This is a genomic window from Curvibacter sp. PAE-UM (genome assembly GCF_001432305.1).
In the GTDB taxonomy this organism is placed as follows: Bacteria; Pseudomonadota; Gammaproteobacteria; order Burkholderiales; family Burkholderiaceae_C; genus Hylemonella.
The window spans coordinates 256,118-270,693 of record NZ_KQ483358.1 but is presented as its reverse complement, the minus strand read 5'-3'; the positions used below and the strand labels follow the sequence as shown (position 1 = coordinate 270,693).

Genomic DNA, 14,576 nt, shown 5'->3' with positions numbered 1-14,576 from the left:
CATCGCCTGATAATCGATGCTTGGCCCGACCAGTCGCAATTGCCTGGTAGCCAGAAGTAAAGAGGCGGGGAAAATGACCGACATATTGACCGAGGTTGCCAGCTATTACTCGGCGAAGCTCGCAGAGCATGGCGAAACACCTCATGGGGTGGACTGGAACGGCGAGGAGAGCCAGACGCTGCGTTTTGATCAGTTGTCGAAAATCCTTGCGGGATCCGAGTCCATCTCGGTCAATGACCTGGGTTGTGGCTATGGCGCTTATTTCGCGTATTTGCTCAAGAAATACAAAAATGTTCGCTATACGGGTCTCGATGTATCTGGCGACATGGTGACAGCAGCAAAACGTCGATACGAGGCTGCAGATAACGCTCGATTTGTATGCGCGGCAGTTCCCGACCAAATGGCGGATTTCGGGATTGCCAGTGGAATCTTCAATGTCCGGCTGGGGCGATCTGATCCCGACTGGCAAACGTATTTGCGGACGACGCTAGACGTACTTGATCGGACAAGTATGAAGGGGTTCGCGTTCAACTGCCTGACTTCGTATTCAGATGCTGACAAGATGCGGGACTATCTGTACTACGCAGATCCGTGCGCAGTATTCGACTACTGCAAGCGGCACTATTCACGTAACGTGGCGCTCCTGCATGATTACGACCTTTATGAGTTCACGATCCTTGTCAGGAAGCAGCCATGAATAGGTCGCTGGTGATCTTTGGTGCGGGTGATATAGCAGAGCTCGCACATTTCTATTTCAGTCGGGGGGCCGAGCATGCAGTCGCAGCCTTTGCTGTCGATGCTGCCTACTTGAAGGAGGCGACGTTCTGCGGAAGGCCGGTGGTGGCTTTCGAGGATGTTGCCCAGCTATATCCGCCAGACAGGCATGACCTCTTCGTTGCGCTCAGCTATTCAAAGCTCAACTTGGTGCGCAAGGAAAAATATCTGGCCGCAAAGGCATGTGGGTACCGGCTGGCGAGTTACGTGAGCGAAAAGGCGACAGTCCTGAACCAAGGGCGCATAGGCGAAAACTGCTTCATCTTGGAAGACAACACGATCCAGCCTTTTGTCACCATCGGCAACAACGTGACGCTTTGGAGTGGCAACCACATCGGCCACCACTCTACGATCAAGGACCATTGCTTCCTCGCGTCGCACGTGGTCGTTTCGGGTGGGGTGGAGATCGGTGAGCAATGTTTTATTGGTGTGAATGCAACCCTCCGAGACCACGTGAAGGTGGGGGATCGGTGTGTTATCGGGGCTGGTGCATTGCTGTTGGCTGATGCCGAGCCGGAAGGGGTGTACATGGGTGAATCCACTCTTCGATCGAAGGTGCCAAGTTCGAGGTTGCGCGGAATATGAGTCGGTATTGGGAGAAGCTGGGTCGGCTGTACTGTCCGGCAGAAACAGGAAGACACCGCAAGCTGTTGACGCATGCGGCGAATCCTTTGCCGGTGCTGATGCATGGCGATGTCTATCGGATTTTCTACTGTGGCCGCGATGCATCAAACAAGTCATCCGTCGGGGCGGTGGACGTTGATATCGTCAAGAGACGTGTGCTACGGGAACACATGGAGCCGGTTTTCGAATACGGCCCTGCAGGAAGCTTCTATGCCGATGGCGTGAGCATTGGTAGCTGTTATTCGGTCGGAGGGGTGCGGTACATGCTCTTCATGGGGTGGCAGACGCCGCCCGATGCACACTTCCGCGGCGATGTCGGGCGGCTGGTAGTCGGTGCAGATTTAGGCCTGCGGCTTGACAATGAAGTTCCATTTATGGCCTCGGACTCTACGGATCCGATCAGTCTTTCCTACCCTTGGGTCTGCAAAGACCGCGAGGGAGGCTACATCATGTGGTACGGGTCGACCAGAACATGGGACGCTGGCAATGGGGAAATGCTCCATGCCATCAACTATGCGACCTCGGATGATGGGCTGGAATGGCGGCGGGAAGGGCTGGCCGTCCCTTATGAGTTGGGGCGTGCCCAAGCATTCTCTCGCCCAACGGTTGCGCGCGATGCAAGTGGCAATTACGAGATGTGGTTCTCCTATCGAGGGGCTATAGGAAGCAAGTATCGAATCGGCTATGCCGTGAGCCCAGACGGGCTGAGTTGGCGACTTGCGTTGGAGGATGCCGGCATTGATGTGTCCACCGCGGGATGGGATTCGGAAATGATCGAATACCCTTTCGTGTTCGATCATGGGGGGCAGCGCTACATGCTGTACAACGGAAACAGCTACGGGAAAACCGGTTTTGGGCTGGCGGCCCTGGTCAATGGCTGACCCCAGCATCTCGCCGGCGCGAAACGGGACGGTTTCTCAACTGTTGCGCTATGCAGCCGTTGGTGTGGCCAGTAATGCGGCGGGGTATCTTGTATATCTACTGCTAACCTACCTGGGGATGAGCCCCAAAATCGCGATGACGCTGCTGTATGGTGTTGGCGCGACCGTTAGTTTCCTGGGGAACCGACGTTACACATTTGGGCAGCAAGGGGCGCTATTAGGGGTGGGTGGGCGGTATGTGATAGCACACAGCCTTGGCTATTTCATTAACCTGTCGATCCAGGTGATCATGGTTGATGCGCTCGGTTATCCACACCAATTGGCCCAAGCGCTCGGCATTTGTGTTGTCGCTGTATTCCTTTTCCTCGCTTTCAAGCATTTTGTGTTTGTGAACACGGATCAAAACAAGACAGGTAATTCATGAAGCACTGCCTTGCATGTAATGCGCGGTACCCCAGCGATAAGTCGGTTTGTCCGACGTGCGGCCTAACTACGGCGACGGCCGATGGTTTCATCGCCTATGCACCAGAGTTGGCGCACGAAGGTGGGGGGTTCGATGCGACTTACTTCCCTGTATTGGCCGGGCTTGAAGAGGCCAATTTCTGGTTCAGGGCAAGGAACGAGTTGATCCTTTGGGCGCTGGAGAAGTATTGCAAGGGGTTCGGCTCTTATCTGGAAATCGGTTGCGGCACAGGGTATGTTCTGGCTGGTGTCGCGCGCCGGTTCCCCGATGCTGTTCTGAACGCCAGTGAAATCTTCACCGCTGGTCTGGGATTCGCGGCGGAACGTGTGCCATCTGCAACTTTCATGCAGATGGATGCGCGCCGCATTCCATTCAGCGAAGAGTTTGATGTGGTGGGGGCCTTCGATGTGGTTGAGCACATCAGGGAAGATGAATCGGTACTGGCGCAGGCCTACAAGGCCTTGAAGCCGGGGGGGCACCTGTTGCTTACTGTGCCACAGCACGCGTGGCTGTGGAGCCCTTCGGATGACTATGCGCGACACGAGCGTCGCTATTCGGCGGCGGAGCTTCATGAAAAAATCCGGGCAGCGGGGTTCAATCTGTTGCGCAGCACGTCGTTCGTATCATTGCTGCTGCCTTTGATGCTGATCTCGAGATTGAATTCGAAGAAGAAGCATACGCCTTTTGATCCAACCGATGAGTTCAAGATTCCGGCCTGGATGAATGCGGCGTTTTATCGGGTCATGGCCCTTGAGCGCGGCATGATCAAGCTGGGGGCGAATTTCCCGGTCGGCGGCTCGCGTCTGCTGGTGGCGCAAAAAGCCTGATGGTCATCGGTCAAGGCTGGTCACATTGGCGAGTCAATATTTGGAGAGTGTGAATGCAGCACGAGAGGATTCCTTTTAATCGCCCTTACATGACGGGCAAGGAACTTGATTACATCAAGCAGGCCGAAGCGGGCGCCATGCTCTCGGGTGACGGGCCTTTCACCAAGCGCTGCCACAAGTGGCTTGAAGAGCATGCCGGAGTCCCCACGGCGCTGCTGACGCATTCATGCACGGCCGCATTGGAGATGGGGGCCTTGCTGGCAGATATCCAGCCGGGCGACGAAGTCATCATGCCTTCGTACACCTTCGTCTCCACCGCCAACGCTTTTGTCTTGCGTGGTGGCGTACCGGTGTTCGTGGATATTCGGGAGGACACCCTCAACCTTGATGAGCGTTTGATCGAGGCCGCCATCACCCCGCGGACCAAGGCCATCGCCCCGGTGCACTATGCCGGTGTGGCCTGCGAGATGGACACGATCATGGACATCGCCCGCCGCCACGGCCTCAAGGTGGTGGAAGATGCAGCCCAGGGCGTGATGTCTACTTACAAGGGGCGGGCGCTGGGCAGCATTGGCGATCTGGGCGCCTACAGTTTCCACGAAACCAAGAATGTGATTTCTGGCGAAGGTGGGGCCCTCCTGGTCAACGACCCTGCGCTGACTTTGCGCGCCGAGATCATTCGTGAGAAGGGGACGGATCGCAGCCGATTCTTCCGCGGCGAGGTGGACAAGTACACCTGGCAGGAGGTGGGCTCGTCTTTCCTTCCTGGGGAGCTGATTGCGGCGTTTCTGTGGGCGCAACTGCAGGAGGCGCAAAACATCACCAGGATGCGGCTCGAAGCATGGGAGCGATATCACCAGTTGCTGGCGCCGCTTGAGGCCAGAGGTGTGTTGCGCCGGCCCGTGGTGCCCAAGGAGTGCCAGCATAACGCGCACATGTATTACATCCTTTTGCGCGACGGTATCAATCGCCAGCAGGTCCTGGAAACGCTCAAGAACAATGGCGTCAACGCCGTGTTCCATTATGTGCCGCTGCATTCATCGCCGGCCGGCCAGCGCTATGGCCGTGTGCACGGCAGCATGCAGATGACGGACCGCCAGTCGGAGCGTTTGATCCGCCTGCCCCTGTGGCTTGGGTTGACTCCGGCACAGCAAGAGCGTGTCGTGGGGCTGATTGCGGACATGGCTGGAAACTGGTGACTGCTTGCCGCTGGGAATACCTTGTTTGATTTATTGAGTTGAGGCGAGCAGACAATATGGACGTGGTGGATAAGAAGCGGTGGGTGTTCAAGCCGGCACTGGGCTACGTACTGGCCTGCGCCCTTTATGCCTCGTGGCTCGCGTACAAGGGCCTGGGCGTCTTCATCGGCTCCATCCGTGCCGATGAAATCCATTTTCTCCAGAATGCATGGATGGCGTATTCGGGCCAGCCATCGCTTGAATACATCCCCCCCCTGTACCACTATCTGCTCCAGTTCGCCTGGAGTGTTTTTGAGGGTGATCTGCAAGGGATCTACACGTTGCGGATTTTTAATTTCGCCCTCTTTTGCATACAGGGTGGTCTGGTCTATGGAATCCTCCGCAATTCGTTTTGGGAACTGAAGGGGAAATATCCCCGGCTGCTTTTTGTCGCCCTGTCGATTTCGTTCCTGGTGCTGCTGGCCAGCTTCAGGGGCTACGAGTTAAGGCCTGAAGGCTTGGGCAACACCTTGCTACTGCTCGGCTTCTACTGGTTGTCCTTGAACTGGAAAATCAACAGCGCCTTGCGTTATGCCGCTTTCCTGGCGGTTTGTGTTGCCCTCGTCGTGGCGGCTTCGTTGTCGTTCCGCTTCTCATTACCGGCGATCTTCCTGTGGATCGCTGTTGCGGTTCAGATGCACTACAACAATGAGTTGCCGCGCCTGCGAGGCGCGTGGGCGCTGGGGGTGGCGATGGCCTTGAGCCTTCTGGCGGCCTTGGTCGTCAATTACATTTTTGTGGATTGGGGGCGCATTCTTGAAGTCCTGAATCGCCATTCCGTGATGTCCGCGCCGATGGACTGGGGGGTGCGCTTCGTCATCAATACGTGGACGGGTTATTGGCGCATCAGCCTGCTGGTCCTGGGCGGCGTTGGGGCGATGTGGCTGTATGCCATGCGCATGGGGCGGGCCGATTTTCCGGTTCGCCTGGTCAATGCGCTTCTGGCTCTTGCCTTGTTGTCCTTCTATGTCTTTCTTTTTGCCTGGGATCTGAGCCCGCGCGGATACATCCACTCCATCGAATGGATTCTGATACTGGGGTTGGCCCTCTTCTCGGTGAGAGCGGGCGTCATCTCTTCTCGTGGTCTTTCCATCGCGCTACTGGCCGTTTCCTGCGCTCTCTTTTACTTGAGCTACAAGGCAGCAAATGCCTTGTCCGTCGAGCGAGACTCGGCTTATTTCCTGGAGCGGCTCCAGCGCTCGGTGGGGGCTGAGGGCATGAAGGCCGCAAGTGATTCGACTTTGATCGAGTATTTCGATCCCAAGGCGGCCCTGACGGAGCAGGTCAGTTCGAGGCGTGAGTTCTGTGCCCGGCACCGTGGCGCGTATGTGGTTTCCGGTAGCATTGACTCCCATCCGATCTGCTTGGTCGACAAGGGGACGTATGACTTCTCCGGCTGGGGCAGCAAGAGCGTGGATCTGCTGAACTTGCCGCCCGACCGCGAGTTGATCGTGTTGTCTGCAAGCGCTGCTCAGCTGGCCCCATTGGCTGCGCACTACGGCGATCGGTACAAGCAGATGATTAATATCTCGATTGTTGAAAAAAGATGAGGCTCGTCACGCGACCGCGTTGCTTTGTGACCAATCAGTAGCTACTCAGAGGAACGCGCTTCAGTTGACGAGTTGTCAACCCATTGGATCCGGACTAAACAGCATGACCGACACCCCCCCCATCGCCCCCCACGCCAAGGCCGAGATCCTGGCCCAGGCGCTGCCCTACATCCGCAAGTTCCATGGCAAGACCATGGTGATCAAGTACGGCGGCAACGCCATGACCGATCCGGCCCTGCAGGCCGCTTTTGCCGAGGACGTGGTGCTGCTCAAGCTGGTGGGTATCAACCCGGTGGTGGTGCACGGCGGCGGGCCGCAGATCGAGACGGCGCTCAAGCGCCTGGGCAAGAAGGGCGAGTTCATCCAGGGCATGCGGGTGACCGATGCCGAGACCATGGAAGTGGTGGAATGGGTGCTGGCCGGCGAGGTGCAGCAGGACATCGTGGGCCTGATCAACCAGGCCGGCGGCAAGGCCGTGGGCCTGACCGGGCGCGACGGCGGCCTGATCCGCGCCAAAAAGCTCAGGCTGGTGGACACCAGCGACCCGAGCAAGGTGCACGACGTCGGCCTGGTGGGCGACATCGAGTCCATCGACCCCAGCGTGGTCAAGGCCCTGCAGGACGACGCCTTCATCCCGGTTGTCAGCCCCATCGGCTTTGGTGAGCACAACGAGAGCTACAACATCAACGCCGACGTGGTGGCCGCCAAGCTGGCCACCGTGCTCCAGGCCGAAAAGCTGCTGATGCTGACCAATATCCCCGGGGTGCTGGACAAGCAGGGCCAGTTGCTGACCGAGCTGACCATGAAGCGCATCGACGAACTGGTGGCCGACGGCACCATCTCCGGCGGCATGCTGCCCAAGATCGCCGGCGCGCTGGACGCGGCCAAGAGCGGCGTGAACGCGGTGCACATCATCGACGGGCGCGTGCCGCACGCCATGCTGCTGGAAATCCTGACCGACCAGGCCTACGGGACCATGATCCGCTCCCATTGAGCGTGGCGCACAGCCCAAAGAGAGTGGGCGACCACTGAGGAAAAACCCCTAGCCGGGCCTGTGCGAGAATGAAGAAAAGGGATTTCCTAACACCATGTCTGACGCCGAAAACACCACCCCCGCAGCTGTCGCCGATACGCCGGTCCGCAAGCGACCCAAGCCGGGCGAGCGCCGGGTCCAGATCCTGCAGGCCCTGGCCAGCATGCTGGAGCAGCCGGGCGCCGAGCGCATCACCACCGCCGCCCTGGCCGCCAAGCTGGAGGTGAGCGAAGCCGCCCTGTACCGGCATTTCGCCAGCAAGGCCCAGATGTTCGAGGGCCTGATCGAGTTCATCGAGCAGGCCGTCTTCACCCTGGTGGGCCAGATCGCCGAGCGCGAGGCCGCCGCCACCGATCCGGCCGCGGGCACTCGCCACGCCGGCAAGGTGGTCACCATGCTGCTGCAGTTCGCCGAGAAGAATCCCGGCATGGTGCGTGTCATGGTGGGCGACGCCCTGGTGTTCGAGAACGAACGCCTGCAGCAGCGCATGAACCAGTTTTTCGACAAGATCGAAGCCACCCTCAAGCAGTGCCTGCGCGACGGGGCCCAATCGGGCGGCTCCATGACGCCCACGGCCGATGCCCAGGTGCAGTCCTCGGTGCTCACGGCCTTCGTGGTCGGGCGCCTGCAGCGCTACGCGCGCTCGGGTTTCCGGCGCGTACCCACCGAGCACCTGGACGCCAGCCTGGGCCAGATGCTGCGCTGAGCGGCCGGTGCCGCGCGGCCCGCTGATCGGGCCTCCCATCAAAAACAGGAGACTTCATGAAACTCGTGCGTTACGGCAATCCGGGCAAGGAAAAGCCGGGCCTCATCGATGCGGCTGGCAAGCTGCGTGACCTCAGCAGCGTGGTGCCGGACATCGGCCCGGCCCAGCTGACGGATGCCGTGCTGGCCAAATTGCTCAAGCTCAAGACCGACAAGCTGCCCCTGGTGCGTGGCAAGCCGCGTATGGGCTGCCCGGTGAACGGCATCGGCAAGTTCATCGCCATCGGCCTGAACTACAGCGACCATGCCAAGGAAGCCGGCATGGCCATCCCCAAGGAGCCCATCGTCTTCACCAAGGCCATCAGCTGCATCCAGGGACCGGACGACGACGTCATGCTGCCCAGGGGCTCGGTCAAGGGCGATTGGGAGATTGAGTTGGCCGTGGTGATCGGCAAGCAGGCACGCCACGTCACGCAAAAGGCGGCGCTGGATTACGTGGCCGGCTACTGCCTCTCCAACGACGTCAGCGAGCGCGAGTTCCAGCTCGAGCGCGGCGGCCAGTGGGACAAGGGCAAGGGCTGCGACACCTTCGGCCCGCTGGGCCCCTGGCTGGTCACCAAGGACGAGATCGAGAACCCGCAGCGGCTGGCCATGTGGCTGGATGTCAACGGGCAGCGCATGCAGACCGGCAACACCCGCACCATGATCTTCAGCGTGGCCAAGATCGTCAGCCACCTGAGCGAGTACATGACCCTGATGCCGGGCGACGTCATCATCACCGGCACCCCGCCTGGTGTGGGGCTGGGCATGAAGCCGCAGCGCTTCCTGAAGGCGGGCGACGTCATGACCCTGGGCATCGAAGGCCTGGGGACACAGACCCAGCGCGTGGTGCCCTTCAAGCGCTGATCCAGGAAAAGCCGGCTTCAGCCGGCTTTTTTGTGGGTGCCAGCCGGTGGTGGATTGACGGACGGGTTTTTTCGTGCAAAATAGCACGACCGTTCGTTTTTTATCCAACACCATGTCCCTCGCCTCCCCGGCCAGCAAAACACCTCGCAGCGTCTCCCCCGAGAAGCCGCGCGATGGCCGCGCCCTGCACAAGGGCCAGCAGACCAAGCTGGCCATCGTCGATGCCGCCCTCGGCCTGGCCACCCAGATCGGCCTGGAGGGCCTGAGCATCGGCGTGCTGGCCGAGGTGACCGGCATGAGCAAGTCGGGCGTCTTCGCCCATTTCGGCTCGCGTGAGGAGCTGCAGATCTCGGTCATCCGCGAGTATTTCGGCCGCTTCGAGCAGGAAATCTTCTACCCGGCCCTGCACGAGCCGCGCGGCCTGCCGCGCCTGCAGGCCCTGTTTTCCAACTGGATGAAACGCGTGACGGTGGAAATCCAGTCGGGCTGCATCTTCATCAGCGGCGCCGTCGACTTCGACGACCGCCCGGGGCCGGTGCGCGACGCCCTGGCCAGCTCGGTCAAGACCTGGCTGGCTGCCGTGCACCGTGCCGTGGTGCAGGCCAAGGAAGAGGGTCATCTCGCGCCCGATGCCGACGCAAGCCAGATCGGCTTCGAAATCCACGGCCTGATCCTGGCCGTGCATTACGAGGCCCGTTTTCTCAAGACCCCCGGATCGATAGCGCGCGCCAACAAGGCTTTCGAGCAGATCCTGGCCCGCTACGGTGCCGATGGCAAGACCGTCAAGACCGTGACACCCAAGGCTGCCATCGTCAAGCCGATGCGCAAGCCCACCACCAAATCAATCACCCCATCCAAACAGGAGTAAGCCATGCCCAGCTACAACCCGCCCCTGCGCGACATGCAGTTCGTGATGCACGAAGTGCTGAACGTCACCGAACAGCTCAAGCAGATCCCGCGCCACGCCGACACCGATGCCGACACCATCAACGCGGTGCTCGAAGAGGGTGGCAAGTTCGCCGCCAATGTGATCTTCCCGCTCAACATCAGCGGTGACACCGAAGGCTGCAAGCTGGACAAGACCACGCACGAAGTCACCGCGCCCAAGGGCTTCAAGGAAGCCTATGCCCAGTACGTGGAAGGCGGCTGGGCCGCACTGAGCTGCGACCCGGACTACGGCGGCCAGGGCTTGCCCTTTGTGCTGAACCAGTGCATCTACGAGATGATGAACTCGGCCAACCAGGCCTGGACCATGTACCCCGGCCTTTCGCACGGTGCCTACGAGGCCCTGCACGCCCACGGCACCGACGAGCAGAAGAAACTCTATCTGCCCAAGCTGGTCAGTGGCGAGTGGACCGGCACCATGTGCCTGACCGAACCCCATTGCGGTACAGACCTGGGCATGCTGCGCAGCAAGGCCGAACCGCAGGCTGACGGTACCTACAAGCTCAACGGCGCCAAGATCTTCATCAGCGCCGGTGAACACGACCTGGCCGAGAACATCGTGCACCTGGTGCTGGCCCGCTTGCCTGATGCGCCCAAGGGCAGCAAGGGCATCAGCCTGTTTGCCGTGCCCAAGTACAACGTGAAGGCCGACGGTTCCCTGGGCACGCGCAACGGCATCTACTGCGGCGGCCTGGAGCACAAGATGGGCATCCACGCCAACTCCACCTGCCAGATGATCCTGGAGAACGCGGTCGGCACCCTGGTGGGCCAGCCCAACAAGGGCCTGCAGGCCATGTTCGTGATGATGAACGCCGCCCGTCTGGGTGTGGGCAACCAGTCCCTGGGCCTGACCGAAGTGGCCTACCAGAACGCCCTGATCTATGCCAAGGACCGCATCCAGATGCGCTCGCTCTCCGGCGTGAAGGCCAAGGACAAGGACGCCGACCCCATCATCGTGCACCCCGACGTGCGCAAGATGCTGCTGACCGCCAAGGCCTACGCTGAAGGCGGCCGTGCCCTGGCCTGCTACTGCGCCATGCTGCTGGACCAGCACCTCTACCATCCCGACGAGAAGGTGCGCAAGGAAAGCGACGAGATGCTGGCCCTGCTGACCCCCATCATCAAGGCCTTCCTGACCGACAACGGCTTCGAGGCCACGGTGATGTGCCAGCAGGTCTTCGGCGGCCACGGCTACATCAAGGAATGGGGCATGGAGCAGTTCGTGCGCGATGCCCGCATCAACATGATCTACGAAGGCACGAACACCGTGCAGTCGCTGGACCTGCTGGGCCGCAAGATCCTGGGCAACAACGGCGCCACGCTCAAGAAGTTCGGCAAGCTGGTGGGCAAGCTGGTGGAAGAAGAGGGCGTGAACGAGAAGATGGCGGAGTTCATCAACCCCCTGGCCTACCTGGGCGACCAGATGACCAAGTTCACCACCGAAGTCGGCTTCAAGGGCTTCCAGAATCCCGACGAAGTGGGCGCCGCCGCCGTGGACTACCTGCGTGTCGCCGGTCACCTGGTCTTTGGCTATTTCTTCGCCCGCATGGCCTCGGTCGCGCTGAAGGAAATCGCCGCCGGCAACACCGACCCGTTCTATCAGGCCAAGCTGCAGACGGCACGTTTCTACTTCGCCAAGCTCTTCCCCGAGACCGCGTCGCTGATGCGCACGGCACGTGCCGGCTCCAAGGTCCTGATGGACACCGATCTGGCCCTGGCCTGAAGTGGCGGTTGTCATGATGCGTTCCGCCCTGATCACCTTCAGTCTCGCCATGGCGGCCTTGCCTGCCATGGCGCAGCTGACGCCGGTGGGGCTGTGGCGCAACATCGACGACAAGACGGGCGTGGCCAAGGCCGAGATCCGCATCCGCGAAGGCGCCGATGGCGTCGTGACGGGTTTCGTGGAGAAGGCGCTGGTCACTTCCGAGCAGCCCAACTGCGATCTCTGCACCGATGACCGCAAGGGCAAGCCCAAGCTCGGTATGGAGATCATCCGTGGCGCGAAGAAGGTCGAGGGCGAAGACCACTGGGAAGGTGGCCACATCCTCGACCCCGACAACGGCAAGACCTACCGGCTGCGCATGAAGCCGCTCGACGGTGGCAGCCAATTGCAGATCCGGGGCTATCTGGGCCCCTTCTACCGGACCCAGGTCTGGATCCGCGTGCACTAACACTCAATCAGGAAGACTCTCATGTCCCGATTCCAAGTCAGAAAAGTCGCCGTGCTCGGCGCCGGCGTGATGGGCGCGCAGATCGCCGCCCATCTGGTCAACGTCAAGGTGCCGGTCGTGCTGTTCGACCTGCCGGCCAAGGAAGGCCCGAAAAACGGCATCGTCACCAAGGCCATCGACAACCTCAAGAAGCTCAAGCCCTCGCCCCTGGGCGTGGCCGATGACGCCGGCCTGATCCAGGCCGCCAACTACGAGGAAAACCTGGACCTGCTCAAGGACTGTGACCTCATCATCGAGGCCATCGCCGAGCGCATGGACTGGAAGCTCGATCTCTACAGGAAGATCGCGCCCTTCGTTGCCAAGCACGCCATCGTCGCGTCCAACACCTCGGGCCTGTCCATCACCAAGCTGTCCGAGGTGCTGCCCGAAGAGATCAAGCCACGCTTCTGCGGCATCCACTTCTTCAATCCGCCGCGTTATATGTACCTGGTGGAGCTGATCGCCACCCCGACGACGCAGCCCATCATCCTGGACCAGCTCGAGACCTTCGTCACCAGCGGCCTGGGCAAGGGCGTGGTGCGCGCCAAGGACACGCCCAATTTCATCGCCAACCGCGTCGGCATCGCCGGCATGCTGGCCACGATGAAGGAGGTCGAGAACTTCGGTCTCACCTATGACGTGGTCGACGACCTGACCGGCAAGAAGCTCGGCCGTGCCAGCTCGGGCACCTTCCGCACCGCCGACGTGGTGGGCCTGGACACCATGGCCCACGTGGTGAAGACCTTGCAGGACAACCTGGACGAGAAGAGCGATCCCTTCTACGCCAGTTTCGGCACCCCGCCTGTCCTCAAGACCCTGATCGAGATGGGCCACCTGGGCCAGAAAAGCAAGGCCGGTTTCTACAAGAAGGTCGGGCGCGACATCCTGCGCTTCGACCTCGAAGGCAAGGAATACGTGCCCGGCGGCGAGAAGGCCGATGCCGTCTACGAGCGCATGCTCAGGAAGCCGGCGGGCGAGCGCCTCAAGCTCCTGCGCAACGCCGAGGGCGCACAAGGCCGTTTCCTCTGGGCCATCCTGCGCAACAGCTTCCACTATGCGGCCGTGCACTTGGCCACCATCGCCGACACCGCGGCCGACGTGGACCTGGCCATGCGTTGGGGCTTCGGCATGAAGCAGGGCCCCTTCGAACTCTGGCAGGAAGCCGGCTGGCTCGAAGTGGCGAAGATGATCCAGGAAGACATCGATGCCGGCAAGGCGCTCTCCAAGGCGCCGCTGCCCAAGTGGGTGTTCGAGGGCCCCGTGGCCAAGGCCGGTGGCGTGCACACGCCCGAGGGCTCCTTCAACCCGACGACGGGCAAGTTCCAGTCGCGTCGCCAGCTGCCGGTCTACGGCATCCAGTACTTCCGCGAAAGCCTGCGTGGTGATGGTTCGCCGGACTACAAAACGGCCGGCAAGACCCTGTTCGAGGACGAGGCCATCCGCCTGTGGACGTTGGACGAGAACGTTGACGCCGCCAGTGGCAGCGTTCTGATCGCCAGCATCAAGAGCAAGATGCACGCGATCAGCCCGGACGTGGCCGAAGGCCTGGCGCGCGGTGTTGCGCTCGCCGAACAGCAGTACCAGGGCATGGTGATCTGGTCAGGTGACGAGCCCTTCAGTGTGGGCGCCGACCTGCAGGCCATGCTGCCTGCTTTCATGATCGCCGGCGTCAGCGCCATCGACGGAGCCGAGCAGGAATTGCAGAACCTCATGCTGCGCATCCGTTATGCCGGCGTGCCCGTGGTCTCTGCCGTGCGCGGCATGGCCCTGGGCGGCGGTTGTGAGCTGGCCGTGCACTCGGCACGCCGTGTTGTCGCGATGGAAAGTTATATCGGCCTGGTCGAGGTGGGTGTGGGCCTGATCCCGGGTGCCGGCGGCCTGACCTATATCGCGCGCCGCGCGGCCGAGAACATGGCCGCCTCCACGGGCAAGGACATCCTGCCCTTCCTGACCGAGGGCTTCACCGCCGCGGCCATGGCCAAGGTGGGTACCAGCGCGCTGGAATCGCGCAAGCTGGGTTACCTGCTGGACAGTGACCTGGTCGTGTCCAACAAGGACGAGCTGCTCTACACCGCGCTCAACGAGGCCCGTGCCCTGTACCAGGGTGGCTGGCGCGCCCCGCACAAGCGCCTGTTCCCGGTGGCGGGCCGCAACGGCCTGGCCACCATCAAGGCGCAGCTGGTCAATATGCGCGACGGCGGTTTCATCAGCGCACACGACTTCCACATCGCCACCCTGATCGCCAACGTGGTCTGCGGCGGTGACGTCGACGCTGGCGCGCTGGTGAGCGAGGAGTACCTGATGGCTTTGGAGCGCCAGGCTTTCTGCTCGCTCATCGTTCATCCCAAGACGCAAGAGCGGATCATGGGCATGCTCAGCACCGGCAAGCCCGTGCGCAACTGATTGGCCGCAGCAAAGGA

Annotated in this window: 14 protein-coding genes; all 14 read left to right on the top strand. The window is 61.1% G+C overall.

All coding sequences use genetic code 11. From position 1 onward, the window contains the following. Nucleotides 1-73: 73 nt before the first annotated feature. The 14 genes from AO057_RS01300 (at nucleotide 74) to AO057_RS01235 (ending at nucleotide 14,559) form a co-directional block, all read left to right on the top strand. The gene (locus AO057_RS01300) at nucleotides 74-697 is read left to right on the top strand and encodes a class I SAM-dependent methyltransferase (RefSeq protein ID WP_057673925.1); all 624 of its coding nucleotides are present in this window, start codon (nucleotides 74-76) and stop codon (nucleotides 695-697) included. Beyond that, complete coding sequence (locus AO057_RS01295; protein ID WP_057673924.1) at nucleotides 694-1,359, top strand: acetyltransferase; 666 nt, start codon at nucleotides 694-696, stop codon at nucleotides 1,357-1,359. Before AO057_RS01300 ends, AO057_RS01295 begins: the two co-directional genes overlap by 4 nt. After that, entirely contained in the window at nucleotides 1,356-2,279 is a 924-nt protein-coding gene (locus AO057_RS01290) for a glycoside hydrolase family protein (protein WP_057673923.1), read from the top strand. The genes AO057_RS01295 and AO057_RS01290 overlap by 4 nt, the downstream gene beginning before the upstream one ends. Next, entirely contained in the window at nucleotides 2,272-2,703 is a 432-nt protein-coding gene (locus AO057_RS01285; RefSeq protein ID WP_057673922.1) for a GtrA family protein, read from the top strand. The genes AO057_RS01290 and AO057_RS01285 overlap by 8 nt, the downstream gene beginning before the upstream one ends. Then, nucleotides 2,700-3,569 carry a class I SAM-dependent methyltransferase gene (locus AO057_RS01280; protein WP_082605363.1) on the top strand — a complete coding sequence of 290 codons (870 nt, stop codon included), beginning with the start codon at nucleotides 2,700-2,702 and terminating at the stop codon, nucleotides 3,567-3,569. The genes AO057_RS01285 and AO057_RS01280 overlap by 4 nt, the downstream gene beginning before the upstream one ends. Nucleotides 3,570-3,622: 53 nt before the next feature. Beyond that, nucleotides 3,623-4,768: a dTDP-4-amino-4,6-dideoxygalactose transaminase gene (gene rffA / locus AO057_RS01275; protein WP_057673921.1), complete on the top strand. Its 1,146-nt coding sequence runs from the start codon at nucleotides 3,623-3,625 to the stop codon at nucleotides 4,766-4,768. A gap of 56 nt (nucleotides 4,769-4,824) precedes the next feature. Next, nucleotides 4,825-6,357 (top strand): hypothetical protein, encoded by a 1,533-nt coding sequence (locus tag AO057_RS01270; protein ID WP_057673920.1) that lies wholly within the window; start codon nucleotides 4,825-4,827, stop codon nucleotides 6,355-6,357. 103 nt (nucleotides 6,358-6,460) lie between these two features. Further along, the gene (gene argB / locus AO057_RS01265; protein ID WP_057673919.1) at nucleotides 6,461-7,351 is read left to right on the top strand and encodes an acetylglutamate kinase; all 891 of its coding nucleotides are present in this window, start codon (nucleotides 6,461-6,463) and stop codon (nucleotides 7,349-7,351) included. A 94-nt stretch (nucleotides 7,352-7,445) separates the two neighbouring features. Then, nucleotides 7,446-8,096: a nucleoid occlusion factor SlmA gene (slmA, locus tag AO057_RS01260; protein ID WP_057673918.1), complete on the top strand. Its 651-nt coding sequence runs from the start codon at nucleotides 7,446-7,448 to the stop codon at nucleotides 8,094-8,096. Between the two features lie 56 nt (nucleotides 8,097-8,152). Then, on the top strand, nucleotides 8,153-9,001 hold the full coding sequence (locus AO057_RS01255; protein ID WP_057673917.1) for a fumarylacetoacetate hydrolase family protein: 849 nt from the start codon (nucleotides 8,153-8,155) through the stop codon (nucleotides 8,999-9,001). Nucleotides 9,002-9,113: 112 nt separating this feature from the next. Then, nucleotides 9,114-9,869 (top strand): TetR/AcrR family transcriptional regulator, encoded by a 756-nt coding sequence (locus AO057_RS01250; protein WP_082605362.1) that lies wholly within the window; start codon nucleotides 9,114-9,116, stop codon nucleotides 9,867-9,869. 3 nt (nucleotides 9,870-9,872) lie between these two features. Further along, a complete protein-coding gene (locus tag AO057_RS01245) occupies nucleotides 9,873-11,669 on the top strand; it encodes an acyl-CoA dehydrogenase C-terminal domain-containing protein (protein ID WP_057673916.1) in 1,797 nt (598 codons plus the stop codon). A gap of 16 nt (nucleotides 11,670-11,685) precedes the next feature. After that, nucleotides 11,686-12,117, top strand: a complete 432-nt coding sequence (locus tag AO057_RS01240) for a DUF2147 domain-containing protein (protein WP_057677127.1) — start codon at nucleotides 11,686-11,688, stop codon at nucleotides 12,115-12,117. A 21-nt stretch (nucleotides 12,118-12,138) separates the two neighbouring features. Beyond that, nucleotides 12,139-14,559, top strand: a complete 2,421-nt coding sequence (locus AO057_RS01235; protein WP_057673915.1) for a 3-hydroxyacyl-CoA dehydrogenase/enoyl-CoA hydratase family protein — start codon at nucleotides 12,139-12,141, stop codon at nucleotides 14,557-14,559. Nucleotides 14,560-14,576 lie beyond the last annotated feature (17 nt).

Coding starts and splice junctions, on each gene's coding strand:
- AO057_RS01300 (WP_057673925.1), top strand. CDS start 74: ATGACCGACATATTGACCGAGGTTGCCAGCTATTACTCGGCGAAGCTC.
- AO057_RS01295 (WP_057673924.1), top strand. CDS start 694: ATGAATAGGTCGCTGGTGATCTTTGGTGCGGGTGATATAGCAGAGCTC.
- AO057_RS01290 (WP_057673923.1), top strand. CDS start 1,356: ATGAGTCGGTATTGGGAGAAGCTGGGTCGGCTGTACTGTCCGGCAGAA.
- AO057_RS01285 (WP_057673922.1), top strand. CDS start 2,272: ATGGCTGACCCCAGCATCTCGCCGGCGCGAAACGGGACGGTTTCTCAA.
- AO057_RS01280 (WP_082605363.1), top strand. CDS start 2,700: ATGAAGCACTGCCTTGCATGTAATGCGCGGTACCCCAGCGATAAGTCG.
- rffA (WP_057673921.1), top strand. CDS start 3,623: ATGCAGCACGAGAGGATTCCTTTTAATCGCCCTTACATGACGGGCAAG.
- AO057_RS01270 (WP_057673920.1), top strand. CDS start 4,825: ATGGACGTGGTGGATAAGAAGCGGTGGGTGTTCAAGCCGGCACTGGGC.
- argB (WP_057673919.1), top strand. CDS start 6,461: ATGACCGACACCCCCCCCATCGCCCCCCACGCCAAGGCCGAGATCCTG.
- slmA (WP_057673918.1), top strand. CDS start 7,446: ATGTCTGACGCCGAAAACACCACCCCCGCAGCTGTCGCCGATACGCCG.
- AO057_RS01255 (WP_057673917.1), top strand. CDS start 8,153: ATGAAACTCGTGCGTTACGGCAATCCGGGCAAGGAAAAGCCGGGCCTC.
- AO057_RS01250 (WP_082605362.1), top strand. CDS start 9,114: ATGTCCCTCGCCTCCCCGGCCAGCAAAACACCTCGCAGCGTCTCCCCC.
- AO057_RS01245 (WP_057673916.1), top strand. CDS start 9,873: ATGCCCAGCTACAACCCGCCCCTGCGCGACATGCAGTTCGTGATGCAC.
- AO057_RS01240 (WP_057677127.1), top strand. CDS start 11,686: ATGCGTTCCGCCCTGATCACCTTCAGTCTCGCCATGGCGGCCTTGCCT.
- AO057_RS01235 (WP_057673915.1), top strand. CDS start 12,139: ATGTCCCGATTCCAAGTCAGAAAAGTCGCCGTGCTCGGCGCCGGCGTG.